General features: G+C 66.4%; 35 protein-coding genes and 1 pseudogene. 13 read left to right on the top strand and 23 right to left on the bottom strand.

The genetic code is table 11. The features are described from left to right. Window positions 1–94 precede the first annotated feature (94 nt). The 23 genes from L1P09_RS26000 to L1P09_RS25890 form a co-directional block, all read right to left on the bottom strand. Window positions 95–448, bottom strand: coding sequence for a hypothetical protein (locus L1P09_RS26000; protein ID WP_235768991.1), 354 nt, complete (start codon window positions 446–448; stop codon window positions 95–97). After that, window positions 448–888, bottom strand: coding sequence for a hypothetical protein (locus L1P09_RS25995; RefSeq protein WP_235768990.1), 441 nt, complete (start codon window positions 886–888; stop codon window positions 448–450). The genes L1P09_RS26000 and L1P09_RS25995 overlap by 1 nt, the downstream gene beginning before the upstream one ends. Beyond that, window positions 885–1,274, bottom strand: a complete 390-nt coding sequence (locus tag L1P09_RS25990) for a hypothetical protein (RefSeq protein ID WP_235768989.1) — start codon at window positions 1,272–1,274, stop codon at window positions 885–887. Before L1P09_RS25990 ends, L1P09_RS25995 begins: the two co-directional genes overlap by 4 nt. A 3-nt stretch (window positions 1,275–1,277) precedes the next feature. Further along, window positions 1,278–1,862, bottom strand: coding sequence for a hypothetical protein (locus tag L1P09_RS26490; protein ID WP_252957589.1), 585 nt, complete (start codon window positions 1,860–1,862; stop codon window positions 1,278–1,280). Window positions 1,863–1,978: 116 nt separating this feature from the next. Continuing rightward, on the bottom strand, window positions 1,979–2,215 hold the full coding sequence (locus L1P09_RS25980; RefSeq protein ID WP_235768988.1) for a hypothetical protein: 237 nt from the start codon (window positions 2,213–2,215) through the stop codon (window positions 1,979–1,981). Continuing rightward, window positions 2,212–2,658: a hypothetical protein gene (locus L1P09_RS25975; RefSeq protein ID WP_235768987.1), complete on the bottom strand. Its 447-nt coding sequence runs from the start codon at window positions 2,656–2,658 to the stop codon at window positions 2,212–2,214. Before L1P09_RS25975 ends, L1P09_RS25980 begins: the two co-directional genes overlap by 4 nt. Next, a complete protein-coding gene (locus L1P09_RS25970; protein ID WP_235768986.1) occupies window positions 2,655–2,972 on the bottom strand; it encodes a hypothetical protein in 318 nt (105 codons plus the stop codon). Before L1P09_RS25970 ends, L1P09_RS25975 begins: the two co-directional genes overlap by 4 nt. An 87-nt stretch (window positions 2,973–3,059) precedes the next feature. Next, window positions 3,060–3,704, bottom strand: a complete 645-nt coding sequence (locus L1P09_RS25965; RefSeq protein WP_235768985.1) for a ParA family protein — start codon at window positions 3,702–3,704, stop codon at window positions 3,060–3,062. 31 nt (window positions 3,705–3,735) lie between these two features. After that, window positions 3,736–4,083: a hypothetical protein gene (locus tag L1P09_RS25960; protein WP_235769065.1), complete on the bottom strand. Its 348-nt coding sequence runs from the start codon at window positions 4,081–4,083 to the stop codon at window positions 3,736–3,738. 148 nt (window positions 4,084–4,231) lie between these two features. Next, window positions 4,232–4,660 carry a hypothetical protein gene (locus tag L1P09_RS25955; RefSeq protein WP_235769064.1) on the bottom strand — a complete coding sequence of 143 codons (429 nt, stop codon included), beginning with the start codon at window positions 4,658–4,660 and terminating at the stop codon, window positions 4,232–4,234. A 1-nt stretch (window position 4,661) separates the two neighbouring features. Further along, entirely contained in the window at window positions 4,662–4,850 is a 189-nt protein-coding gene (locus tag L1P09_RS25950; protein WP_235769063.1) for a hypothetical protein, read from the bottom strand. After that, window positions 4,847–5,197 carry a DUF1382 family protein gene (locus tag L1P09_RS25945; RefSeq protein ID WP_235769062.1) on the bottom strand — a complete coding sequence of 117 codons (351 nt, stop codon included), beginning with the start codon at window positions 5,195–5,197 and terminating at the stop codon, window positions 4,847–4,849. The genes L1P09_RS25950 and L1P09_RS25945 overlap by 4 nt, the downstream gene beginning before the upstream one ends. Window positions 5,198–5,284: 87 nt before the next feature. Next, window positions 5,285–5,740: a hypothetical protein gene (locus L1P09_RS25940; protein ID WP_235769061.1), complete on the bottom strand. Its 456-nt coding sequence runs from the start codon at window positions 5,738–5,740 to the stop codon at window positions 5,285–5,287. 21 nt (window positions 5,741–5,761) lie between these two features. After that, window positions 5,762–6,073 carry a hypothetical protein gene (locus L1P09_RS25935; RefSeq protein ID WP_235769060.1) on the bottom strand — a complete coding sequence of 104 codons (312 nt, stop codon included), beginning with the start codon at window positions 6,071–6,073 and terminating at the stop codon, window positions 5,762–5,764. Further along, on the bottom strand, window positions 6,070–6,387 hold the full coding sequence (locus tag L1P09_RS25930) for a hypothetical protein (protein WP_235769059.1): 318 nt from the start codon (window positions 6,385–6,387) through the stop codon (window positions 6,070–6,072). Before L1P09_RS25930 ends, L1P09_RS25935 begins: the two co-directional genes overlap by 4 nt. A gap of 15 nt (window positions 6,388–6,402) precedes the next feature. Further along, a complete protein-coding gene (locus L1P09_RS25925; RefSeq protein ID WP_235769058.1) occupies window positions 6,403–6,795 on the bottom strand; it encodes a hypothetical protein in 393 nt (130 codons plus the stop codon). A gap of 207 nt (window positions 6,796–7,002) precedes the next feature. Then, window positions 7,003–7,284: a hypothetical protein gene (locus L1P09_RS25920; protein WP_235769057.1), complete on the bottom strand. Its 282-nt coding sequence runs from the start codon at window positions 7,282–7,284 to the stop codon at window positions 7,003–7,005. Beyond that, window positions 7,281–7,595 carry a hypothetical protein gene (locus L1P09_RS25915; RefSeq protein ID WP_235769056.1) on the bottom strand — a complete coding sequence of 105 codons (315 nt, stop codon included), beginning with the start codon at window positions 7,593–7,595 and terminating at the stop codon, window positions 7,281–7,283. Before L1P09_RS25915 ends, L1P09_RS25920 begins: the two co-directional genes overlap by 4 nt. A gap of 359 nt (window positions 7,596–7,954) precedes the next feature. Further along, window positions 7,955–8,734 carry a DUF6475 domain-containing protein gene (locus L1P09_RS25910; protein WP_235769055.1) on the bottom strand — a complete coding sequence of 260 codons (780 nt, stop codon included), beginning with the start codon at window positions 8,732–8,734 and terminating at the stop codon, window positions 7,955–7,957. Next, entirely contained in the window at window positions 8,721–9,881 is a 1,161-nt protein-coding gene (locus L1P09_RS25905; RefSeq protein ID WP_235769054.1) for a hypothetical protein, read from the bottom strand. Before L1P09_RS25905 ends, L1P09_RS25910 begins: the two co-directional genes overlap by 14 nt. A 2-nt stretch (window positions 9,882–9,883) precedes the next feature. After that, window positions 9,884–10,411, bottom strand: a complete 528-nt coding sequence (locus L1P09_RS25900) for a hypothetical protein (protein WP_235769053.1) — start codon at window positions 10,409–10,411, stop codon at window positions 9,884–9,886. A gap of 307 nt (window positions 10,412–10,718) precedes the next feature. After that, window positions 10,719–11,306 (bottom strand): RusA family crossover junction endodeoxyribonuclease, encoded by a 588-nt coding sequence (locus L1P09_RS25895; RefSeq protein WP_235769052.1) that lies wholly within the window; start codon window positions 11,304–11,306, stop codon window positions 10,719–10,721. Further along, window positions 11,303–11,539, bottom strand: a complete 237-nt coding sequence (locus L1P09_RS25890; RefSeq protein WP_235769051.1) for a hypothetical protein — start codon at window positions 11,537–11,539, stop codon at window positions 11,303–11,305. The genes L1P09_RS25895 and L1P09_RS25890 overlap by 4 nt, the downstream gene beginning before the upstream one ends. A 214-nt stretch (window positions 11,540–11,753) precedes the next feature. Here L1P09_RS25890 and L1P09_RS25885 point away from each other — a divergent pair, with 214 nt between their 5' ends. From L1P09_RS25885 to L1P09_RS25825, 13 genes and pseudogenes are all read left to right on the top strand, one after another. Further along, window positions 11,754–12,596: a PD-(D/E)XK nuclease-like domain-containing protein gene (locus L1P09_RS25885; protein WP_235769050.1), complete on the top strand. Its 843-nt coding sequence runs from the start codon at window positions 11,754–11,756 to the stop codon at window positions 12,594–12,596. 15 nt (window positions 12,597–12,611) lie between these two features. Further along, entirely contained in the window at window positions 12,612–13,784 is a 1,173-nt protein-coding gene (locus tag L1P09_RS25880; protein WP_235769049.1) for a recombinase RecT, read from the top strand. Window positions 13,785–13,832: 48 nt separating this feature from the next. After that, entirely contained in the window at window positions 13,833–15,647 is a 1,815-nt protein-coding gene (locus L1P09_RS25875) for an AAA family ATPase (protein WP_235769048.1), read from the top strand. Window positions 15,648–15,682: 35 nt separating this feature from the next. Further along, window positions 15,683–16,171 carry a hypothetical protein gene (locus L1P09_RS25870; protein WP_235769047.1) on the top strand — a complete coding sequence of 163 codons (489 nt, stop codon included), beginning with the start codon at window positions 15,683–15,685 and terminating at the stop codon, window positions 16,169–16,171. Between the two features lie 15 nt (window positions 16,172–16,186). Next, window positions 16,187–17,104, top strand: a pseudogene (locus tag L1P09_RS25865) (recombination-associated protein RdgC); the annotation flags it as partial. Window positions 17,105–17,254: 150 nt separating this feature from the next. Then, the gene (locus L1P09_RS26260) at window positions 17,255–17,425 is read left to right on the top strand and encodes a DNA translocase FtsK (protein ID WP_290129275.1); all 171 of its coding nucleotides are present in this window, start codon (window positions 17,255–17,257) and stop codon (window positions 17,423–17,425) included. Beyond that, window positions 17,425–17,703 carry a hypothetical protein gene (locus L1P09_RS25855; RefSeq protein ID WP_235769046.1) on the top strand — a complete coding sequence of 93 codons (279 nt, stop codon included), beginning with the start codon at window positions 17,425–17,427 and terminating at the stop codon, window positions 17,701–17,703. The genes L1P09_RS26260 and L1P09_RS25855 overlap by 1 nt, the downstream gene beginning before the upstream one ends. 327 nt (window positions 17,704–18,030) lie before the next feature. Continuing rightward, window positions 18,031–18,348, top strand: coding sequence for a Thoeris anti-defense Tad2 family protein (locus tag L1P09_RS25850; protein ID WP_235769045.1), 318 nt, complete (start codon window positions 18,031–18,033; stop codon window positions 18,346–18,348). Between the two features lie 2 nt (window positions 18,349–18,350). After that, a complete protein-coding gene (locus tag L1P09_RS25845) occupies window positions 18,351–18,620 on the top strand; it encodes a hypothetical protein (protein WP_235769044.1) in 270 nt (89 codons plus the stop codon). Between the two features lie 211 nt (window positions 18,621–18,831). Beyond that, on the top strand, window positions 18,832–19,317 hold the full coding sequence (locus L1P09_RS25840; RefSeq protein WP_235769043.1) for a hypothetical protein: 486 nt from the start codon (window positions 18,832–18,834) through the stop codon (window positions 19,315–19,317). A gap of 65 nt (window positions 19,318–19,382) precedes the next feature. After that, on the top strand, window positions 19,383–19,961 hold the full coding sequence (locus tag L1P09_RS25835; protein ID WP_235769042.1) for a hypothetical protein: 579 nt from the start codon (window positions 19,383–19,385) through the stop codon (window positions 19,959–19,961). A 3-nt stretch (window positions 19,962–19,964) separates the two neighbouring features. Next, window positions 19,965–20,345: a hypothetical protein gene (locus tag L1P09_RS25830; protein WP_235769041.1), complete on the top strand. Its 381-nt coding sequence runs from the start codon at window positions 19,965–19,967 to the stop codon at window positions 20,343–20,345. A 95-nt stretch (window positions 20,346–20,440) separates the two neighbouring features. After that, window positions 20,441–21,028 (top strand): hypothetical protein, encoded by a 588-nt coding sequence (locus L1P09_RS25825; RefSeq protein WP_235769040.1) that lies wholly within the window; start codon window positions 20,441–20,443, stop codon window positions 21,026–21,028. The last annotated feature ends 4 nt before the right edge of the window (window positions 21,029–21,032 follow it).

Here is a 21,032-nt window from a genome sequence, read left to right as displayed (position 1 = left end):
ATGCAGTGATCGTCGGGTGTGACGCGACGAGGGGGAATATACCCGCCCTCCCCTGGCCCTGGTAGCCGACCGTAAACAGCCCCAGTGTGGCCAGCTAGATCGGCTTGCGGCGCAGGTGCCAATTAGGCCAGCCCCGTGGCCCTGGCTTGGGCGGTGGCTCGACGGGCTCCGGTGGTGGCGGTGGCCGTTCCTTGCGATCGCTGCACACCAGGCGATAGAAACCCCCGTCGTGCGGGTCCTCCCAGGGCTCGGGCATGCGAAAGCGCATGGCGTGGCGCTTGCTGCACGGGTTGTAGTCCTCGGGCATGGTCCTGCGGCTCGTCCATGGCTTGAAGCGGGCGCAGTCCTCGCAGGACTCCACCTCGCCCCTCTCGCGCATGGTGCGCTCCCTGGCGCGCTCCTCCAGCTCGTCGCGGAGCGCCTGGTCGCTGGCGTCCTCGATGTTCATCAGACGATGGTGACGCTGTCGCGGTCGGCCCGGTCCTGGATCTGCTCCAGGGTGATGCCCCGGCAGCGCAGCTCGCGCACGTCGTTCAGCCCGTCGTAGTGCTCGACGACTGGCCCGCTGTGCTCGACGCCATTCTCATGCCAGCGGATGGTGTCGCCGCGCTTGATCGGGGCGCGCACGCTGCCGCTGAAGTCGTGGGGCTTGAATCCGTCGCCCTTGGGCTGGGCCAGCTGGGTGATGGTCACCTCGGCGACGTGCTCGCTGCCGGCGGTGCCTGTGACTGCCCTGGTGGTGAGCCATACCTTCTGCTCGACGCCGGCGGCGTCCAGGTCAATGCCGGCCGCCTGGGCGACGGCCTGGGCAATGACGCGCTTGAGTTCGTCGCCCGCCAGGCTGGCGGTGGTGGTTTGGGCGTGGGTGGTGGTGCGGTTCAGTTTCATGGCTGCTCCTGGGCAGGCTGTGGTGCTGGCAGGTACTCGCAAACCAGCGGAATGCAAAAGGTCATGGTCAGGATGGTGTCGACGCCGTCCTTGCACTGCTCGATGCGGCTGGCCAGCCAGAACCAGGAGTGAACCAGGCGGCGCTCGGCCGGCACGTTGGCCTCCAGGTCGGCTTTGAACTGGTCGTAGTTGGCCTGGGCCTTGGCGAAGGCCTCGGTGCGGCGGTAGATCGCGGCCGCGAAGCGCAGATTGTCGGCGCCGGCGATCAGCAGCACCTCGATGTCGGCCTCGCAGCTGATGAAGCCTGCCATTTTCTCGAACAGGCCGCCCACCAGGGCCTCGGCCTGCTGCATTTCGTGGGCGGTGACGGGGTGCAGGAGGTCCATGGCTCAGGCCTCCCCTACCGCTGGCGCAAGGCCCAGGCTTTCGAGGCTGACGCCCTTGATGCTGGCCCAGCCGCGCCCGTACTCCTCGACCTTGGCCGCCTCCTCGGGGCTCAGGTCCTCGACCGACTCGACCGGGTATTGCAGGAGCACCGCCTTGCCCGTGGCGCGCGACACCACCTCAATGGCGGAGCCTGGCGCAAGCTGCGCCTGGTTGAGGACCTTGATGCCTACCCACACGCTGCCCTGGGCTGGCTGGCAATCGATGACGATGCCGTCGCGCACGTACCACTCGGTGAAGTCCTGGTCGTGGTCCTCCAGGGTGATCTTCTGGACCTTGACCGGCGCCGGCTCGCCCTCGCGCACGGGGGTGCAATGATCCAGGGCGACGCAGCCCGACTTGCCCAGTAGCCAGATGACGGCGCTGTGGCCGCTCAGCACCTCGGCCTCGCCGTTGGTGCGGTAGCGCCCCGTCTCGCCCTTGCCCTTGATCGATTCATAGCTGACGAGGGTGCCGGATGGGTTGTCGCGGTTCCAGGCGTTGCACTGGGCTTGGAGCTGGTCTTCGGTGGGGCGTTGTGGTGCTGGCATGACGGTGTACCTGTTGTGGTGTGTTGGTACTGGCAAAGCCCCGTCAGGCCGGGGCGTGCGCTATTTCGCTGGTTAGCGGCTTAGCCGCTTCGCTCTTTCGCTAAACCGCTAATTCGCTAAAGCGCGAAATAGCGGCGCACTTTGGTGTCGGGGCTAGGGCACTCGCAGCCCTTGATCTCGACGACTACGGTGTCTCCCCAGCGGGGCTGGACGGTGTAGCCGGCGAACAGCCATTGCCCCAGCAGCTTGCCCAGGTCGGCGCGGTCGGTGCGCTTTACGTCGGCGGCGCCAACATGGTTCAGGCAGCCGCCGCAGGTGGCCACAAAGGTGTTCGGGTGGACGGCGTTGCTCATGCCTGGGGCTCCTGGCGGGTGTAGGGGCGGCCGCGCACCAGCTCGATCACCTGGGCGTCCTCGTAGACGTCGGGCAGCTCCTCGCGGGTGGTGGCGACCATGTAGCGGTTGCCGCTGATGCCGTAGGCCAGGGTGGGGCGGTCGCGCAGCTCCTGGATTTCGGCGCGCAGGGCCTTGGCCGTCTCCTCGGCGGCCTCCATGTAGTCGGTCTTGTGCTGGCGCAGCTGGTCGATGGTGGCTTGCAGGGCCTTGTTCTGCTCCCGCAGGTCGTCGGCCTGCTGGCCGTACTCGCGGTATTCCTGGCGCAGCTGGGCCAGCCATGCGCTGCTGACCTGCTCGGTGCCCTCGGGCAGCTTCGGCGCTGGTGCGTGCATGGCCGGGGCGCAAAGGTCGCACTTGGGGTCGCGGCAGTGGGGGCCGGCGCACTTCGGATAGTCGGTCACTCTTTGTTCTCCGATGCCTTGAGGATTGCCTTGAGGGCGTTGGTGTCCCATCCCTTGCGGTCCATGAACTCGATCAGGGATGTCTTGAATATGTCGACGTGGTTGGCGTCGTGGGTGGCGCAGAACAGCCGAAACTGTTTACGAAACTCGGCCTCGACCTTGAAGTTGCAGTCCACCAGGGCTTTCGCCTTGGGCGTCTTGGTGTTGTTGCCTACGACGACGGTGTCGGCCGCGCCTTGTGGTGGTTCGCCCTTGCCGTGGGCCTTGGGGCCCGGGGGCTTGGGCATCTTCAATGCTGGCGGTTGGGTGGTCATGGGGGCTGACTTCCTTTCGCTGTTTCGTTCTTTCGCTAGGCCGCGATTTCGTTAATTCGCGGCTTCGCTAATTCGCTAATTCGCTGCTTAGCCGATTAGCGCGTTGAAGCGGTCGACCGCTGACTGGACCAGCTTGCCGGCGCGCTTGTTGAGGCTCGGGTAGGGCGTCTCGATGATCGAGCGGCCCAGGTCGTGCGCGGTGCGGTAGCCCGGGCGGTCGGGTATCTCGCCGTCGAGGGTGTAGAAGCGGGTCTTGCCCAGGTAGGTGCGCGCGGCGGCAATCTCCACCTCGCTGTTGCCGACCTTGTTTAGGGCGAAGGCGATACGCTCGATCGGGATGGCGTGCTTGTCGACCAGGGTGTTGGCCAGGGTGACGGTTGGCTCCAGGTCGTCGAGGCAGAGGCCGGTGGGCAGGATCAGCAGGTTGACCGCCTGGGCCATGGCGACCGTCTCGTCGGTGGCCTGTGGCCCGCCGTCGATGATGATCATGTCGGCGCTGCCGGCCTGGGCGATGCCGGCGGCGACGCTGCCGCACATTTGCACATGCAGCTCGGGCAGAACGTTGTTTGCCAGGCGCCGGCGTAGCCAGCTGGTGACGGTGCCCTGGCGCACGTCCAGGTCGATTACCTTGGTGCTCCAGCCGGCGTTGGTGAAGGCGACGGCCAGGGCGCGGTCGATCGTCGACTTGCCCGGGCCTCCTTTCTGCGATGCGCATCCGATCATGTAGGGCATGTGGCTCTCCTGGTGCTGCTGGGGGTCGTTGTTAGGCGTTGAGCTGTGGCAGGGCGGCGTCGATCTGCTTGCGCAGCCAGGTGCTGCCGCCCAGGGCGATGAAGCGCTTGCGGTAGTCCTCAGTCATGCGGGCGTGTACCCGGACGCTCTTGCGGTCTTCGCCGTAAAAGCGCTGCCGCTTGGGCAGGGTGCCCCGGGGTTCCGGCTCGATGGCGGTCGGGGCGTCCTCGGCCTGCAGCTCCTCAAGGGTGTTGAGGGCGCGGCCGTCGGTGGTGTAGACGCGCTGGCCGCCGGTGCTGACCATGGTGACGGCGCGGCGGAACCAATCGCGGCCCTGGTAGCGTTTGACGTCTTCGCGGGTGATGAGGGTGGTGGTCATGGGTCCTGGCTCCCGTGGTGTGCGTGCGTGGATTGTGTACGCACACTAGCGGAAGCGCAAGGGGTAGGCCGTGGGTTATTTCCTACAGCTACAGTGCCGCCAAGTGGCGGCGGCTGCGGCTTGCGACGGGTTATGTGGTGTTGCAGCGCTACAGGGGGAGGCAGGTCTGGTGATGGATCTGCTGTAGGCCGCGCCAATCGAACGTGGCGGGCAGGCTGAATGCCTGGTCGATGGTGAGGCCGTGCTGAATGCGACGGCGGATGGTGCGCTCGCTTGCGTCGGCGAACGCGGCCAGCTCGGCGACGGTGCCGGTGCGGCCGTTCCAAGTGTAGAGGTGCCGGGCGCGGCGTGCTGCTCGAGCACGCGCCAGCGCCTCGGTGACGGCCGGGCTGGGGCTGCGGCTGACGCCCAGGCTGGAGCGACGCCCCGACCAGGTGAGCGGGGGCATGACGCCCAAGATCGCCCAAAACTTGTTGGTGCTCAGCTCCAGGGCCTTGCGGGTCTGCGTCTTCGACCAGCCCCGTTCTGCTGCGGCCTTGATGAAGGCCTCGATGTCTACGTTGTCGTGCGCTGCCATGTCATGCCTCCTCAGTCTGGAACTGCCCGCTGGCCGGGAAGTACCTGGTGCAAGTTACCACCACGTCGACGCCGTCACGGCGATAGACGGGCATGTCTTGGAAGGGTAGGCGAGTGCAGTCACTCTCGCGCATGGCGCAAGACTGGCAGCGCCCGATGCGCGGGTGGTACTGCGTCTTGAGCTTTGTCATGGCGTATCTCCCGCGCCCCTGGCCTCTGCGGCAGCGGACAACAGCTCCAGGCGGCGCGCGGACTCGTCGGCCAGCTCTTTGCGGTCCTGGTCGTTGTAGGCGGGCATGGGCACAAAGTCGATGCCAAAGCGGACCATTTCATTGACGGCGTCCATCACCTTGCGCAGGTGGCCTGGGTTGACGCGGTTGGTGTTGATCCAGGCGCTGTCGTCGGCTTCCAGGGCGTGTGGGTTGCCCGGGTGGGTGCAGTGGCTGCATGGCGCTCCGCCGAGGTGGCAGGCGCAGCCGCGTCCCTCGCTCTTGAATTCGTCGTGCAGGGCTTGGGCGGCGGGGGTGAGTGTCTTCATTGACGAGGTTCCTTGGGTTCGTTGTGTTGTGCTTGTTTTCGGTGGAGCTGCTGGCGGCCGTCCCTCCCCGGTCGGGCCGCCTGCGGCTCAGGCCTGCGGGCCTGGGGCTTTTGCTTCGGGTGCCAGTGCCGCTGGGTCCAGCGCCAGCAGACGCTCGGCCAGGTGGCCGACTTGGCCCTCGGCGTGGGCGATGCGCTGGCGGGCCTGGCCAAGCTCGGCCAAGGCCTGCTGCTGGGCGGCGACGGCGCCTTTCAGCTGTTGGGTCAGCTCCGCGATGATCTCGATGGCCAGCGGGGCGCTGCCCTCGGCCTGCTGCTGGCGCAGGGTTTCGTCTTGTCGGCTGGCGATCATCTGGCTAAAGGCCTGGTCGTCGAGGCCGGTGGATGCCTGCATGAAGTCCGGGACCATGGTGTCGGCGCGCAGGTAGCGGCCGTCCTTGTCGACCAGCTCGGCGGTGTACTGGCGGGTGCCGGCGGGCTTTACGTCCTGGAACGATCGGCGAACGCCCTGGAGCGGGACTGGTGGTACGGGTGCGATGGTCATGTCTGGTGTCCTGGTGTTGGGTTAGGCGACGCTGTCGCGCAGCTCGTCGATCTGGTCCTGGAGGCCGTCGACCTTGCGCACGAAGGCGTCGATGGCCTTGTCGCCGGCGGCCTCGTTGGTGGCGGCGATCAGGGCGGTGCGCAGCGCAACCAGGGCGGGCTCGAACTTGAGCGGGGTCAGGCCGGTTTCGCCCTTGATGCCTGGCACATCGTTGAACGCGACGCCCAGGTTGTTGATGGCGCGCAGGGCCGGCTGAAACGCCTCCTCGATCGCCTTCTTATGCTCGATGCGGGCGCGCTCGCGGATCTTGGCCTCTAGGTCCTTGGCGCTCATGCGGCCTCCGGTGCTGCTGGCGCCAGCAGCTGCTCGGCGGCGGCCAGCAGGGCGTCGATGGCGGTCTGTTCGGCGGCTGGCTGCAAGGCGTCGCTTACCAGCGCCATGATCTTCTCCAGCACCTCGACGGCGTCGGCGGTGTGGCCGTCAATCTCGACGCCGTGCAGGCGCACCTGGTCATCGTTCAGCTCGTCCAGCTTGGCGAAGATCGGGGCGAACAGGTCGTTGACGCGCTCGCTCAGCTGCTCGATGGCCTGGTCGCGGATCTTCTGTTCCAGGGCGCTGATGGCGGCGCTGGTGTTGGCTTCTGTCATGGAGTGTCTCCGGGGTTAGTAGTCGCTGCTGGGGCTGCTGGAATCGCTGGAGCTGCTGCAGGAGCCGTAATCGCTCCCACCACCCCAGCCACCGCTGTCGCGGCTGTCGTCTCGGCCTGGGGCGCATTCCAGGCGCGCGCTATCGCGCCCGGCGCCGGCTTCGCTGCTGTAGCGGGCCGGCTCCGGGGCTGGGGCGACGTAATAGACCTGGTTGGCGGGGTTAAGCGGGTTGAGCGGGTGCAGCGGGTTGCCCGTGATCGGGTCGGGGCTGGAGCTGCTGCCCACGGCGGTACTGGACGGGGCGCTGCCACTGCCGCTCGGGCGGCCGGCTGGTGCGGTCTTCTTGAACGGGGATGGTGCGGGCGGGTTCTGCTGGGGGCGGAATTTGCGGCGAAGGTAGGAAATCATGTGCCCTCCGGGGCTCAATCTGGCCCGCCAATTCTGTAGGATTTTTCCCATACCCGCAAGGGGGCACGCGGGGCCTTATATCGGCCTCCTCCCATGCCTTGTTGATGCTCCTCAAGCCCTCTATTGCCGTGGCTTCTGGCTCGCTGTTCATGTCGAGCGCCGTGGCCGTCTTTCCGTCCTTGAATGTCACGATATAAACCGACGCGCTCACAGCAGATTTCCTTGCACCGGACCCACGCTACGGGCGACCAGACGGCGCAACCGGCGGTAGATCTTGGCCCAGCGCTTGGGCTCGTCGTATTCCATGGACCAGGCCGGGCCGATCTGCTGCCCCTGGGTGTCCTGGGGCGCGTCCTCGTCGGGGTACTTGGCTTTGATGATCGCCCGCGTCTCGGCGTTGATGGCGGCGGCCTTGGACAGGTAGCGCCGGCCGGCGGTGGGTGCCCGGTAGACCAGGGCGTGGGTGACGGCGATGCCCTTGGGGGTCATTGCAGGCCCTCCCCGAGGCAGTTGGGGCAGCCGAACGGGCCCAGGCTCTCGGCGAACTCATGGCCGCAGCCCATCGGGCAGCGACGGGTGGCCTCGCCCAGGAACAGGTCGCCCTGGGCCGCCAGGAAGCGCTGGCGGGCCTCCTCGTCGGGGCTTGGCGCCCCAGCCTCGGCCTGCAGCGTGCGTGCGGCCAGGCTGAGCGCCCGTTTGGCCTTGCCGACGTCCTGGCGGGCGGCTTTGCGCTCCTGGACGATGCGGTGGGCCCTGGAGCAGGCCGGGCACTCTGCGACGTCGTCAGGGACGTCCAGCACAGCGCCCTGGCCCGGCTCGATCCTGGTGCGCTGGTAGTAGGCGCCCAGGTGGGTGGGGTCGGTGGCGTCGTGCGTCAGGCCTTCGCCGTGCAGCACGCCAAGCCGTCGCCTTCCTGCTACCCCGGGGCATTCGTCGAGCGAACGCGCTATCGCGGTGGTCGCGGCCTTCACGACGGCGGTGTGCCGAACGTAGGCCAGGCAGGCGGCGACGGCTCGTTCCGTCCCTTTGCTGGCGGAAGGGGTAGGGCGAAGCGCCCCTAGCGCGTCCCCCTCTCCCTTTCGCCCCTTATGTTCCGATGTTTCTCTGCTGCGAACTGCTCTCATGTACAGGGCCTGCTGGCGGGGCTTTCAGATGCCTCCTATTTTGCCGCAGGCGCTGCGCTAGGGATCGACCCGCTACCGTCGGGTGGGGTTTGGCCGGATTGGGGCTCTTTTGGGCCTGCCAGCGCGTTCTGGCGGGTATCGCCTCCCCCTTGGGTGGGTCCCTTGACCAATTTCAGGTGTTTCATTCCAGAAATCAGGGACTTAACCGAGTTGGCCTCTCCCACCGGGTTGCCCTGGCTCATGATCCGTTTTGCCCTTGCCTTGGCCTCGGGGCTGCGGCCGATCAGTTCGACCTGGACCTTGTGCGGGCGGCCTGCTGCGCGGTTGAACGCTTCGGCGGAGCCGATCAGGTAGCTCGGGAAGTCGTGGCCGAGCTTGTCGCCCAGCCAGAAACCCCTGCAGCGCTTCTGGAACTCGAGCCCGCGAAAGCGCAGGTCTTCCTCGGTGCCCGTCTCGCAGAGCCGTACCCATCCCCCCATGTCCTCGATCACCCGGTGGATCACCCCGTCCTGGAACGCGACGCTGGCCACCGGTCCAACCTGGCGAATCGCCCGTTCCACCAGGGCCCAGGCGTCCATGGCGCGGTCGCCGGTGCTGCCCTCGATCATCCGGGTGATGTCGCCGGGCTGTGGCGGGTGCATGCCCGTGTCCGGGTTGCGCATGTGGGCAAACATCGCTTTGCACACCGCCTCGATGTCGTATTCCTTGAGCGTCTCGTAGAACAACTCGACCATGTTCGGGGTGATCGATTTCGTCCTGAGCGAGTAGACCGCCGCCAGGGTCTGCGAGAGCACCAGCTTGTCAATGGGTTGCATTCGTGTACTCCCCCTCGATGTGGTTTGTGCCTGCATCGTCGGCTGGCAGGTGGCCGTCCGCGATCAGCTGGGCGCGGATCTGCTCGATCGTGTCGGCGCTCTGCTGCTCGACGTCGGCCTGGATGTTCCGGGTCTTGAAGCCGCCGGCAGGCGCTCCGGTACCGGTGTTGCGCTTGCCCTTGCCCGTCGCGGGCTGTTCCTGGGCGGTGATCGGGTTCGACTGCGCCTTGGTCATGGCCAGCTCCTGGTTGAGCCTCACCTGGATCTTCTGCTCGACGATCGGCGTCAGGTACTTGATCGAGCCTGGCGATTGCTTGGGGTTGCCGTGGCGGTCATGGGTGGCGTGGTACACCGCTGCCTCGACGTCGGCGCCGGTGGCCTCCATCGCTCGCCAGAGCACCAGCTCGGCGTTGACCTCGGGATCGAGCAGTTTGGTCAGCTTCCAGAGGCGTCCGAGCGGCCTGCGCAGTTCCTTCAGGCTGTCCGCTGGAAAGTTTTCAGTTTCCTCGCTCTCGTCGTTCGCCTCCCCGACCGTGGGGGGAGGGGGGGTATCTACATCATCATCTATATATTCTTCTCTTCTCTTCTCTAGGGGCGTTACGCCGTTACTTTTTCCGTGTTGCGTAACGTCACCCGTAACGTCACCCGTAACGTCACCGTGTGGCGGTTCTTGCGGTCCATTCCCCTCCTGGGCGGCCTTTTGGGCGCGGAGTTTTTCCCGATGTTTGCGCGATCGCTCGCGGCCCTTCTGGAGGTGCAGCCCGCGCCGGTCGTGGCTTGCGGTGTTGTACTCGTCGAAGTTGGGCAGCGTGATGGTGGCTGCGGCGTCGTCGCAAACCGCCCACCCGACCATCTCCAGGGCGGCGGTGAAGCCGGGCATCTGGACCAGGTCGTCTATGTAGAAGCGGTCGACATTTTCGAGCACGCCGTCTCGGGCCTCCTCGTTGGCCGTTCCCCACAATGTCACCAGTAACGACACCGTGACGTTACGCATACCGTTACGCACGCTCTTATCGGTGTAGTCCAGCCCGGGTTGCATGCCAACTGCGGCGAGGCACTGCGGGTTGCTGGCGAGCCGCCTGGCGATGGCTTCAACCTTGCGGTTGGTCACCATCTTGGAGCGGATCTTGATCCATTCGTTGGCCATGCTTACCCCTGGGCGCCGCTGTTGAGTGGTGGAATCGTGACGGTGCGTGACGTTGCGTCGTAATGGGCCCAGCCCACTGAGGCCATCGCCTCGCCGAAGCCTGGCGTCTCGCTGATGAAGTCGAGGGTGGAAAGGTCCGCGTCGTAAAGGATGCCGTCGGGCGCGTGCTGGTGCAGGTACACCGCGAAGCGGTAGAGGACGCCGGCGGCGTAGGTGCGCATGGTCGCGGGCGGCAGGTTCTGCAGGCCTGCGGCCGGGTTGGCCGCCAGCAGGCGGGCGACGTTGAACAGGCGCGGGTCGTTGGGGAGCTGGCTGGGCAGGCGGATCAGGCCGCCGCCGGCCTTGCGCAGGTTCGCGGCGACCTGCCGGGCGCGTATCGCGTTGCAATCGACGCAGGTGCCGGAGCTGGTGAAGCGGTTGGCCACATGCCCGTGTGCGCAGGGCTTGCCGGTGAAGTACTGCGGGGAGCCGGCGGCGATCGCGGCGGCCCGGGAGTTCGGTAGGTCTGGCATCTTTTCTGCGGCTGCCATGGTTGGAGCCTCCTGGCTGAGTTGTTCTGCGGCGGAGTATGGTCAAGGATTCGCGTCAAAGCAACGTTGCGCGGCGTGGAAATCGTGCCGTTTAGCGTATTTCTTCTGTGGATAACCCGTCGCGTAACGTCACGCGTAACGTCACGCGGCTACAGGCGTGCGCGATTTTGCCCTGGTGGCGGCCTGCTGGCGGGTGGTGGGTGCTGGGGGTCGGGCTGGAGCCCATCAAAGCCGAGGGGTGTGGCATTTTTAAGCGTGCGTAACGTCACGCCGTCACGTCACGCGCCGGCGTTTAACATAATCATCGTTATGCGTAGTGCTGGTCTTGGGCGTGCAGGGCGAGTGGGCTACTTAGGGCGCTGAGCAAACCTGGGGATGGCTTGCTGCTGATGGTCGCGGGGAGCGCCGCGAGGGGGGTGACCTGGACAACCAGGCCGGGGCGCTCCTGGACATAGTAAGCCCGGACCAGCTCCTCGACAACCTGGCAGTCGTCGGTCCACAGCACGCCGTTGCAGCCGTCCTTGACCGCCTTGAGGACGTTGTCGCTGTCGGGCTTGGTGGTCGGGCGGATCAGGCCGCTGATGGCGAGGGCCTTTTTCCAGGCGGGCCAGCTGGGCGGGATGGCCTTGCGGATGTCCAGCACCAGGCCGATCGGCGCCGTGCTGGGCGGGTGGTTGCGCGCGTCGGCCGCCAGCCAGGCGATCTCCTCCTCATAGCAGCGGGTCTTCTTCGGCGTAACGTGACCGATGGCCACGCGGCCGCGCTCGTTCAGCGCCAGCTTGCCGGCCCGGTCCCGCTTTACATAGCTGCGGGCGCGTCCTTTGCCCTGGGGGGTGCCGGGTACAAAGAACGTCGTCACGCGGGTGTCGGTGACGGTCGGTGACGTTACGGTCATAAGCCCGCCTTATCGGCTTTCGCCGCTTTTGCCTTGGCCTGGCGCCTCGCCTTGGCGGTATAGGCGCGCATCCACAGGCGGATCTTCTCGGCGGTGTCTTCACGCACGCGCCGGCCTTCCCGGATCTGGCGAACCAGGCCGGGGTCATTGAGGGCCTCGCGGCCGATACGGCACTCGCCCACTTCGGGGTGGGCGGCGAGGAACTTGGCGATTGCGTCTTGGATTTTTCCCATGGCTGCAAGGCTATATGTGGGCGCGCGGCCGCGCAACTCGTCGCTGTACGCCCGTTAGGAGTTTTCCTACAGCAACCGCCGGGGCTCCGGCGCCATCTTTTGAGCCTTCTTTTGTTGCCGCTGACCGGACTGCAAGCCGCGTATTATTTCGTTTTGGGACTTGCAAGGGTGTAGGATTTTTCCTAACGTATGGCCATCGCAAAGGAGGTCCCGAATGTCATCTTTCCAGCTACTCAACTATGACCCCGTGTCGCAATACCCGATGGGTGAAGGCATTTACCTGGGCCTCCCGGACGAGACGTATTTCGCGCACCACGCGGTGTCCAACTCCCAGCTCAAGGTGTTTTCCACCAAGTCGCCGGCGCACCTCAAATACGGCGAGCGCAACGAAACCCGCGCCCAGTCCTTCGGCAAGCTGATGCACTGCGGAATCCTGGAGCCCGAGGACTTCGAGAAACGCTTTATGGCCTCCGACGCCACCCGTGTCGGCACCAAGGAATGGGACGCCGATGTGGCCCGTGCTGCGGGCCGCCAGGTCGTCAAACGCCCCGAGTTCGAGGAGGCCCTGCGCCTGCGTGACACCGTGCTGGGCCGCCCCGGGGTGCTGCGTGACCTGGTGCTGCACCCGGCCTGCACCAAAGAGTTCGCCTTTTTCTGGCGCGACCCGGTGACCGGCGTCGAGTGCAGGGGCAAGGCCGACGGCGCGCTGCTCGAGCACGGCATCGGCTTCGACCTGAAGTCGTGCGAGGACGCCGGCGAGAAGTTCATGTCGTCGGTGCGCGAGTACCGCTACCACTGGCAGAACGCCTTCTACTGCGACGGCCTGGCTGCCCTCGATGCGCCGCTCGAGGAGTTCCTGTTTATCGCCATCGAGAAAACCTATCCCTACCAGTACCAGGCCTGGGATCTGCCGCGCTGGCTGATCGCCAAGGCCCGCGAGCGGTACCAAGACACCCTGATCGAGTACGCCAAGTGCCTGCACAACGATGTGTGGCCGGGCTACCGCCAGAACATTCAAACGCTGCCCTACCCCGAGCGCTGGGCCCAGTACGAGTAACCCCGGAGACTTGCCATGACGACCGCCAACCCGCTGAACCAATACCGCGACACCGACAACCAGAACGCCCCGGCCCAGCGCCAGCGCCCTGCGCTGCTGGACATGCTCGATTCCGATCGGGTGAAACAGGGCATTGCTGCCGTGGTCGGCAAGCATATGTCGCCCGAGCGCATGTGCCGCTTGATGGTCAATGCCGTGCATAAAACCCCGGCGCTGCTGCAGTGCGATCCGAAAACCGTCCTTGGCGCCTTCATGACGTCGGCGGCGCTGGGGCTGGAGCCCAACACCCCGCAGGGCTTGGCCTACCTGATCCCGTACAAAAAGCGGGTCAAGAAGGGCAACCAGTGGGTCGACTCCTACGATTGCCAGTTCCAGATCGGCTACAAGGGTCTGATCACCCTGGCCGGCCGCGCCGGCATCCAGATTCAGGCCGGTGCCATCCATAAAGGTGACCTTTTCGACTACATGGTCGGCTCCGACTCGTTCCTCCGGTACCGGATCAACCTGGACACCGAGCGCGGCGGCCTGATCGGCGCCTTCGCCTACTCGAAAACCGACGTCGGCGAGATGGCCACCGTGCTGCCGCTGTCCGAGCTGCACAAGATCCGCAGCCGTTCCGAGACCTTTAACGCCCTCGAGCGCAACCTGCAGAACGCCGGCAACCAGGGCGAGCGCGACAAGGCCGCTAAAAAGCTGGCCGAGACGCCCTGGGTGATGTGGGAAGACGATATGGCCATCAAGTCGGCGATCAAAAAGCACGCCAAGCTGCTGCCGATGGGCAATGCCGCCCTAAGCCTGGCCGTCGAGCTGGACAGCCAGAGCGACGCCGGCGTGATCGATCTGGCCGCCGTCTCCGATGCCGACGCCGCCCTGGCCATGGTCAACGATGGCGAGATTCCGCGCGCTGCCGAGCTGATCGAGCATGAGGAGGTCGAGCAGCTGGAGGGCCTGCACGCGGTCAAGACCCAAACCCGCGAGCCTGAGCCGGTGGTTGTCCAGGAACAGCAGCAACAACAGGCCCCGCGCCAGCAGCGCCAGCGCCAGCCGGCGGCCGAGACGCGCCAGGCTGCCCCGGTCCAGGAGCAGCACCAGCAGGCCCAGGACCCTGAGCCCGATCCGGTCGACGACGTGCCGGCGGGCCGCCCGCTCGGTGATAACCCGCCAGAAGACCTGTTCAACGCCGAATAACCCCTGTCGCGGGGCCCCGTGCCCCGCTGCCCCTGGAGGGCTGCCCAATTGAAACTGACCCAGCTGCAACTGACTAACTGGATGCCGCACCGCGCCCTGACCCTGTCCTGGGACAAGGCCCCGATTGTGCTGCTGTGCGGCCCCAATGAGATCGGCAAGTCGTCGGTCATCGAGGGCCTGGACTTCGCCTTGAGCGGCGAATGCGCCCGCCTGGAAACCAAGGGCGCCCGTAAGGCGCTGATCACCGAGGGCGAGAAAAAGGGCGCGGTGGCCCTGACCCTGGGCGACGCGGCGATCGTGCGCAACGTCGGCGACGGCAAGGCCACCCTTGCTGGCGACTTCGCGGCGGCGGCCGGCCGGCCGGAGCTGTGGCCGTTCCTGGTCAACCACCAGCACTTCTCCTCCCTGGGCCTGGACGCGCGTCGTAAGGCGCTGTTCGGCGCCCTCAACGTGTCGACGTCGGTGTCGGCGGTGGCCCAGCTGCTGGTGGAGCGTGGTCACGACCAGCGCCGCGTCGACGCGCTGCTGCCGGCGATGGAGCGCGGACTGGATGCGGCCGTGAAGGTCGCTAAAGAGCGAGTTAGCGAAGCCAGGGGCGCCTGGAAAGAGGTCACCGGCGAGGTCTACGGCTCGGCCAAGGCCCTGACCTGGACGGCGCCGGTACCGGAGCTGCCCGAGGACATCCAGGCGCAGATCGACGACCTGCAGGCGCGGCGCGATCGCATGGCCGCGCGCCGTGAAGTGCTGATCGCCGAGCGCCAGAAGGTGCGCAGCGACGAGGCCGCCGAGTCCGAGCGCGAGGACAAGGCCATTCAGGCCCGCGAGGCCCTGGCCGAACTGGGCTGCCCGCAGGGCGTCGAGTTCAATATCTGGCTGCTCGAGCTGGACCATTACATCCGCAACGGCGCCGAGCTGCGCGGCAAGGCCCAGGGCGAACTGGACCGGCTGACGGCCGAGCTGCTGGCGCTGCCGGCGCCGTTCTCGCCGCCGCAAACCCTGGCCTGCCCGTGCTGTGACAAGCCGCTGGTGATGAAGGGTGGCGCCCTGGTCGAGTACGTTGGCCAACTGGAAAGCGTCGACGAATACGCCGAGGAGCGTGTCCGTCTGAAGAATGAAATCGAGCGCTTTGCCGAGAAGGTGCACAGCCAGCAGCGGGCAATCGACGCCGCGTCGAACCGCCTGGCCCAGGCCCGCCCCCTGGTCGACCGCGTGCATGCGCACCTGGCCGCCCTGGACGAGGCCGAGGACGCCGCGCAGCCGCGTTCGGTGGAGGACATCACCGCCGATATCTCCGCGCTCGATCAGGCCGGTACCGCCGATATGCTCAAGCGCAACGAGCTGGTGGCCAAGCAGCAAGCGGCCGCCGCCGCCGGCGACAAAACCCAGCGCGCCCTCCAGCTGCACCACGCCCTGGAAGCCTGGGACGCCCTGGCCACGGCCCTGGAGCCGTCCGGTGTGCCTAACGAGCTGCTGACCAAGGCCCTCAAGCCGCTAAACGACCGCCTGCGCGTGTCGGCCGGTGCGACGGGCTGGTCGCAGGTCCAGGTCGGCGCCGATATGACCATCTACTACGGCCAGCGCCTGGCGTCCCTGGCGTCGGAGTCGGGCCGCTGGCGCGCTGACGCGATGCTCACCGAGGCGATCCTGCACCTGGCCGGCGTGCCGTCGCTGATCCTCGATCGGGTCGACGTCCTCGACCTGCGCAGCCGCTCGGCCTGCCTGCGCTGGCTGCACGGCCTGGCCACCTCCGGCGAGCTGGCCACCGCCCTGGTACTGGGCACGCTCAAAGAGCCGCCGAGGCTGCCAAGCACCTATGACGTTCAGTGGCTCGGCGAGCCCGTAGCCGAAGCGGTGGGCGCGTAAGCGCCCCCTCCCCCCCCTTTTCTGGAGTACTCCCTGTGATTGTGTTCTCGCTCGTCAACCCGTCCGACCCCTACACCCTGGTTGCCCCGTCCCTCAAGGTCGCGGCTGTGGCCACCTGCATCTTCGGCGAGGGCCGCTATGGCCTGCGCCAGTGCGATGGCCAAGGCGACGCCGCCATGCCGCCGTTCATGGAGTTCGGCCATGAATCGTGGTTCCAGCGTAAATTCGGCGAAACCTTCGAGCAGGCTCTGTACGACGTACATAGTCGTCACCGCGAAGCGATGGTGCGCTGCCTGGGCTCGGTGCTGTACGGCACGCTCGCCGATCGCCTCAAGATCGGCCCCGAACTCGACCTGCTGGGCACCGAGGAGCGTGCCTTGCGCCTGCTCGAATGGCACGACAGCAACCGCAGCTCGAGCAATGACATTGGCCGGCGCGCCTGGGATTTCAGCAACCGCCTGGCCCTGACCCTGCAGGAGTCCGTCCCGCTCCTGGTCGACTCCCCTGCCGCCCCGGTCCACTGATAAGGAATCCTCGCTATGTTCTTCACCAATCTGCGTCTCTACACCCTCACGCAGCCGCTGGCGCTCACCGCCAGCGCCCTGGAATCGGCGCTGGCCAGCAAGCCGCACCGCGAGCCGGCCTCGCAGGAAATGTCGACGGCGGGCTTCGTGCCCGCCCTGGGCGAAGGCGCCACCCTGCTGGCGCACGCTGGCCAGGGCGCCTACCTGGTGGCCATGAAGACGTCCACCCGCGACCTCAAGGGCTCGGTGGTCAACGAAGCGGTCAAGGCCAAGGTCAAGGCAATTGAGGCCGAGCAGCAGCGCAAGGTCTACAAAAAGGAGCGCGACCAGATCAAGGACGAGCTGCTGCAGACCATGCTGCCGCGCGCCTTCGTGACCCATAAAACGACGTATGCCGTGCTCGACCTGGTGGAGCAGCGCGTCCTGGTCAACACGCAATCGCCTGGCGCCGCCGAGGCGATCCTGTCGACGCTGCGTGAGTGCCTGGGCTCCCTGCCCGTGCGGCCGCTGACGGTGAAGATCAACCCGCAGGCGACCATGACCCAGTGGCTCAAAACCCAGGAGACGCCCGAGGGCTTCTACCTGGCCGACAATTGCGAACTCGAGGAGACGGCCGACGGCGGTGGCGTGGTCAAACTCAAGCGCATTGACCTGTCGAGCGAAGAGGTGCAGATGCACCTGGCCACCGGCAAGCTCTGCCGCAACCTGTCGCTCGCCTGGGGCGACAAACTGACCTTTGACCTGGTCGACGATATGGGCATCCGCCGGCTGTCGTTCGCCGACCTCCTCGAGGAGCAGGCGGCCGACGAGGCCGACAGCGAGGACCCGCTGTCCTACCACGACGTGTCGTTCGTGATCATGCTGTTGACGCTGCGCGAGTTCCTGGCCGAGCTGCTGCCGGCGCTGGGCGGCGAGGAAATCCCCCAGGGCGTGTCGGTCGAGCAGCTGACGGCCGCTCCCGCAGCTGTCGGCGCCGGCGTGGACGTCACGGGCCTGATTGGCCTGGCCGGTACCGGGATTACGGCGACGCTGTCGATCCCGCCCGCTCCCACAGATGACGAGGGCGATGGCCCCGACCCGATCATGCAGGAGGCGCGCGATTTCGTGCGGGCCGCTGGCCGTGGTTCGGTGTCCGGCATCCAGCGCCGGTTTAAGGTCGGGTACAACCGTGCGGCGCGGGTGGTCGAGGCCCTGGAGGCCGAAGGCATTCTGTCGCCTATCCGTTCCGACGGATCGCGCGTGGTACTAGCCTAATGACCGCCGCAGTCACCCTCCCCCTGCCCGCTACCGAATCCCTGGTGCTCGCCATCGAGCACCAGCGCCAGTTCCTGTTCACCGACGAGGTGGTCGCTCGCTATCAGGGGCGCATCGCGGTGTCGACGCTGGAAAAGTGGCGCACCGCCGGCAAGGGTCCGCTGTTCGCCTACCTGGGCACCGTCCCGGTCTACCCGCTCGACGCCCTCGTCTCCTGGGAGCGCCAGCTCACGCTGCACGTTAAGCCCGGGCAGGAAGCCGGCCGCGTCGCGCCGTGACCTGTGACCGGATTGGCCTCTGTAGCCTTTCGTCGGTGCCGTGGGTAGTCTCGCCCTCGCTGCAGACATGCGGCCTCCAACCGTAGCCATAACGGTATCGTTGCCCGTACATCACGGGGTATCCCAGGGGGGCCTGGGTTACATGGCAGATGTCGCCTGATCGGCGTAACCGGTCCCGACTCACTCGGTGCCGGACCTCCCTCCGGCACTTAGGCGTATCGGCCTGGACCTTGGCAAAGCCAATCAGGATCACCCGCAGCTGGGTGGGTTTTCCCAGGGTCCAGACCGATGCGTAGTCCACGATCCCCCTTTGGAATTGGAGCGCCCATGCGCCAGCCTTCCCCTTTTCAGACGCTATCCTTCAGCCAGGCGCTCGACGCTGCCAAGGCTGGTCATTCTGTTCGCCGCTCCTCCTGGGAGGCCTCTGGCCTTTCGATCATCTGCCAAGTCGGCCAGCACGGCTTCGGCGCTTCTGCCCCTGCCCAAATCGGCGGCATCCCCTCTAAGCACTTTCAAAGCTGCGAGCCCGGCCTGCCTGTGCGCCTGCCGTGCCTGTTGATGACGTCCGTCCTGGGCGCTCTCGCCGTTTGGGTTCCGACCCCTACGGATCTGTTTGCTGACGATTGGTGCATCCTGGAGGCGTGACGATGGGCTCGCAGTACAACCCGAATTCCCTGTTAAACCCTGAGTTCAGCGCCCTGGCGCAGCCTGACGTCGGCCCAGGCGCCCAGGCTAACCTGCAGAAGCGTGTGAACCGTGCCCTGCTGGTGCTGCGCGCTGCCGCCGACGAGTTCGGTGACCTGGACCATGAGCTGTCGTTCGACGGCGTGTCCGAGCCTCTCACCGGTGCCGAGCTGGAGGGGTTCCGCGCCGGCGCCCGCCTGGCCCTGCAGCTGCTCGGCGAGCACTTCGCTTAAACGCTGTTCCGCGAAATCGCTAATTCGCTATTTCGCTAAAATGCTTCACCGTTGGACCGTTGAAGATTGCGACACTTGTAACTCCAGACCTTGCGGCCCGCCTAGCGCGGGCCTTTTTTTGGGTGTAGGAAAAATCCCACACAAATTACTTGCTTTGAATTAAAAGGCGAGCTTATATAGGCCCATCGAAACGAACAACGGACTCGCCGCCATGACCAAGAAAACCACCCTTAAGCACGCCCTGCCTTGCGGCACTATCGCCACCCGCACCACCGCCCGCACCTACTCGCATGTCGTCATCCTGCGCACCGACCTGGTCGCCGCCCGCGCCGAGTTGGACCGCATCAGCGAGACGGTCCTGGCCAACTTCGCCTACGACCAGAAGATCGTCGGCATCGGCGCCGGCGGCTTCGTCCGCGCCAGCAACGGCCGCGAATACCCGGTGACCCAGGACAACGTCGATCGGGCCCTGGCCTCGATGCGCGGCTTCACCGACGCCCAGGCGTTCGCCGAGGCTCGCCGCCAGGAGCGCCTGGCCGAGTTTGACGCCGAGCATGGCGACGCCACCAGGGGCCCTTGGGCGATCGTTGGCTGGTGCGGCCGCGAGGACTTGGCCCGCAAGCTGGCCGCCCAGCAGCAGGGCTATGCCTGCCGCACCGACGTCCAGGTGGAAGCCGTCAATAACGGGGAGCGGTGAGGGCTTCGCCTTTCGCCCTTTCGCCCTTTCGCTAAATCGCTAAATCGCTACCAGGAGCCGCCGCCATGCGTGAACTCAAAGCCCTGCTGTTCGCCACCACCAAAGAAGCCTATGACGCCACTCAAACCGGCGAGGCGCCGCTGGGTAGCGTGCTGCTGATCCCGTCCGAGGGCGTGGTCGGCCTGGCCTGGACCTGGCCCGTCGCAGTCACCGTCGCCTGTGGCGAGCTGCACAAGGTCGCCGACGTCTTCCAGGCCGACAACATCATTGCTGAGGCCGCCTGGGGCAAAGCGCAGCTGGAGACGGCGCGCGACTTCGCCCTGATCGGCCACATGCCGCTGGAGGCCTGGGCGGTCAATGCGCTGATCGATCCGCTGCACTTCCCGCGCCTGGAGGCGCACCAGCCGCCCTACACCGTGCTGGCCAGCGCCACCGCCGGCAACTTCGTCAAGGTGCGCGTGCTGCTCGAGGGTGACGACCTGCCGGGGGCGGAAACGCTGACCCTGGAGGTGCTGTCCGTCGACGGCGAGCGCCTGATCGGCCGCATCAGCGGCCCCACCCTCTATGCCCATGAGCACGACCTTCGCCGTGGCGATCGCGTGGTCTGCGGCCACCACCACCTGTTCCCGGCCGAGGAGGCCTGACCGATGACCATTGCCATCAACTTCAACAAGTCCGAGGCCGAGGTGGTGCGCCACCGCCTGGCCTTCCTGGCCGCCCTGGACCTGGACGGCATGCGTGAGCTGTTCGAGGAGGAGGGCGAGCTGGATTGCCTGGTGCTGCTCGAGTACGCCGGCAAGGCCGACGCCGCCCTGCGCGACCCGATGCACCGCGTGCTGGTCGACCGGCCGGAGCATGTCGCCATCCTGGTCGAGGCGATCGAGGGCGCCACCGTGCACGCGGTGGCCAGCGACGAGGCCGCCGCCGGGCGCATCACCCGAATTGCCGCTGTCAACGTGCGCCACTCGCTACGCTCGGCAGGCCGCAAGGTCACAGCTGCCACGGGTTCGGCGGTTCGTGCGCCGTAGGAAATTTCCTATACTTTTTACTTGCTAGGATCAAAAGGTGATCTTATAGTCACCTCACCAAAACACACCACCCACTGCTACGGAAAAGCCTCCCCATGTCGACAATCGCCCGCTACGGTTACAGCCCTTCTGCCGCCGGCCAAGCCCTCGTCACCTGGTGCATCAATGCCCGCAACTCCCTGATCGATCTGCTGCAAAAGCCGACTCGCCCGATCTCGGACGCATCGGTCGATATGTGGGAGGCCTACTTCCGCAAAATCGCGGCCATCCGCGCCATGGACCACAAAGAGCTGGCGACCGCCCTGGCCGCCGCCAAAGCCGAGGCACCTGCAGCCATGACCAATGCCACCCCGTCCACCGATTACCTGCTGATCAACGTCGACGGCACCGAGGAGCGCCGCTCCGCCGAGCTGCCGGCCGACCCGGGCTATCGCGCCCTGGCCGACCTGGTCGACCCCATCCTGGGCGTGCTGGCCTGGGAGCAGGTCACCGTCCTGTTCAACGGTGAGCTCTGCGATATGTTCGTCGACGAGGTGGGCGCCATCACCGGCCTGCCGCGCAACGAGCGCGCCACCGCGATCTATCGCGCTAACGCCCTGGCCCAGCACCCGGGCACCGACCCTGAAAGCCTGCCGGCCATCTACGGCCGTGTGGTGCTGTTCACCCGCCGCGTTTGGTTCTGAGCCC

Source organism: Pseudomonas juntendi (genome assembly GCF_021560075.1).
Taxonomy (GTDB): Bacteria; Pseudomonadota; Gammaproteobacteria; order Pseudomonadales; family Pseudomonadaceae; genus Aquipseudomonas; species Aquipseudomonas juntendi.
The sequence above is the reverse complement of the archived record's forward strand: the minus strand, read 5'-3'. Positions and strand labels throughout refer to the sequence as shown.

Bases quoted from the DNA above. Each gene is read 5' to 3' on its own strand.
- L1P09_RS25955 (WP_235769064.1), bottom strand. From the start codon at position 4,660: ATGGCAGCGCACGACAACGTAGACATCGAGGCCTTCATCAAGGCCGCA.
- L1P09_RS25840 (WP_235769043.1), top strand. From the start codon at position 18,832: ATGACCAAGAAAACCACCCTTAAGCACGCCCTGCCTTGCGGCACTATC.
- L1P09_RS25890 (WP_235769051.1), bottom strand. From the start codon at position 11,539: ATGGGAAAAATCCAAGACGCAATCGCCAAGTTCCTCGCCGCCCACCCC.
- L1P09_RS25895 (WP_235769052.1), bottom strand. From the start codon at position 11,306: ATGACCGTAACGTCACCGACCGTCACCGACACCCGCGTGACGACGTTC.
- L1P09_RS25825 (WP_235769040.1), top strand. From the start codon at position 20,441: ATGTCGACAATCGCCCGCTACGGTTACAGCCCTTCTGCCGCCGGCCAA.
- L1P09_RS25925 (WP_235769058.1), bottom strand. From the start codon at position 6,795: ATGATTTCCTACCTTCGCCGCAAATTCCGCCCCCAGCAGAACCCGCCC.
- L1P09_RS25935 (WP_235769060.1), bottom strand. From the start codon at position 6,073: ATGAGCGCCAAGGACCTAGAGGCCAAGATCCGCGAGCGCGCCCGCATC.
- L1P09_RS25835 (WP_235769042.1), top strand. From the start codon at position 19,383: ATGCGTGAACTCAAAGCCCTGCTGTTCGCCACCACCAAAGAAGCCTAT.
- L1P09_RS25850 (WP_235769045.1), top strand. From the start codon at position 18,031: ATGCGCCAGCCTTCCCCTTTTCAGACGCTATCCTTCAGCCAGGCGCTC.
- L1P09_RS25970 (WP_235768986.1), bottom strand. From the start codon at position 2,972: ATGACCACCCAACCGCCAGCATTGAAGATGCCCAAGCCCCCGGGCCCC.
- L1P09_RS25940 (WP_235769061.1), bottom strand. From the start codon at position 5,740: ATGACCATCGCACCCGTACCACCAGTCCCGCTCCAGGGCGTTCGCCGA.
- L1P09_RS25960 (WP_235769065.1), bottom strand. From the start codon at position 4,083: ATGACCACCACCCTCATCACCCGCGAAGACGTCAAACGCTACCAGGGC.
- L1P09_RS25845 (WP_235769044.1), top strand. From the start codon at position 18,351: ATGGGCTCGCAGTACAACCCGAATTCCCTGTTAAACCCTGAGTTCAGC.
- L1P09_RS26490 (WP_252957589.1), bottom strand. From the start codon at position 1,862: ATGCCAGCACCACAACGCCCCACCGAAGACCAGCTCCAAGCCCAGTGC.
- L1P09_RS25950 (WP_235769063.1), bottom strand. From the start codon at position 4,850: ATGACAAAGCTCAAGACGCAGTACCACCCGCGCATCGGGCGCTGCCAG.
- L1P09_RS25920 (WP_235769057.1), bottom strand. From the start codon at position 7,284: ATGACCCCCAAGGGCATCGCCGTCACCCACGCCCTGGTCTACCGGGCA.
- L1P09_RS25990 (WP_235768989.1), bottom strand. From the start codon at position 1,274: ATGGACCTCCTGCACCCCGTCACCGCCCACGAAATGCAGCAGGCCGAG.
- L1P09_RS26260 (WP_290129275.1), top strand. From the start codon at position 17,255: ATGCAGGAGGCGCGCGATTTCGTGCGGGCCGCTGGCCGTGGTTCGGTG.
- L1P09_RS25855 (WP_235769046.1), top strand. From the start codon at position 17,425: ATGACCGCCGCAGTCACCCTCCCCCTGCCCGCTACCGAATCCCTGGTG.
- L1P09_RS25900 (WP_235769053.1), bottom strand. From the start codon at position 10,411: ATGGCAGCCGCAGAAAAGATGCCAGACCTACCGAACTCCCGGGCCGCC.
- L1P09_RS25965 (WP_235768985.1), bottom strand. From the start codon at position 3,704: ATGCCCTACATGATCGGATGCGCATCGCAGAAAGGAGGCCCGGGCAAG.
- L1P09_RS25905 (WP_235769054.1), bottom strand. From the start codon at position 9,881: ATGGCCAACGAATGGATCAAGATCCGCTCCAAGATGGTGACCAACCGC.
- L1P09_RS25885 (WP_235769050.1), top strand. From the start codon at position 11,754: ATGTCATCTTTCCAGCTACTCAACTATGACCCCGTGTCGCAATACCCG.
- L1P09_RS25880 (WP_235769049.1), top strand. From the start codon at position 12,612: ATGACGACCGCCAACCCGCTGAACCAATACCGCGACACCGACAACCAG.
- L1P09_RS25910 (WP_235769055.1), bottom strand. From the start codon at position 8,734: ATGCAACCCATTGACAAGCTGGTGCTCTCGCAGACCCTGGCGGCGGTC.
- L1P09_RS25980 (WP_235768988.1), bottom strand. From the start codon at position 2,215: ATGAGCAACGCCGTCCACCCGAACACCTTTGTGGCCACCTGCGGCGGC.
- L1P09_RS25930 (WP_235769059.1), bottom strand. From the start codon at position 6,387: ATGACAGAAGCCAACACCAGCGCCGCCATCAGCGCCCTGGAACAGAAG.
- L1P09_RS25830 (WP_235769041.1), top strand. From the start codon at position 19,965: ATGACCATTGCCATCAACTTCAACAAGTCCGAGGCCGAGGTGGTGCGC.
- L1P09_RS25995 (WP_235768990.1), bottom strand. From the start codon at position 888: ATGAAACTGAACCGCACCACCACCCACGCCCAAACCACCACCGCCAGC.
- L1P09_RS25945 (WP_235769062.1), bottom strand. From the start codon at position 5,197: ATGAAGACACTCACCCCCGCCGCCCAAGCCCTGCACGACGAATTCAAG.
- L1P09_RS26000 (WP_235768991.1), bottom strand. From the start codon at position 448: ATGAACATCGAGGACGCCAGCGACCAGGCGCTCCGCGACGAGCTGGAG.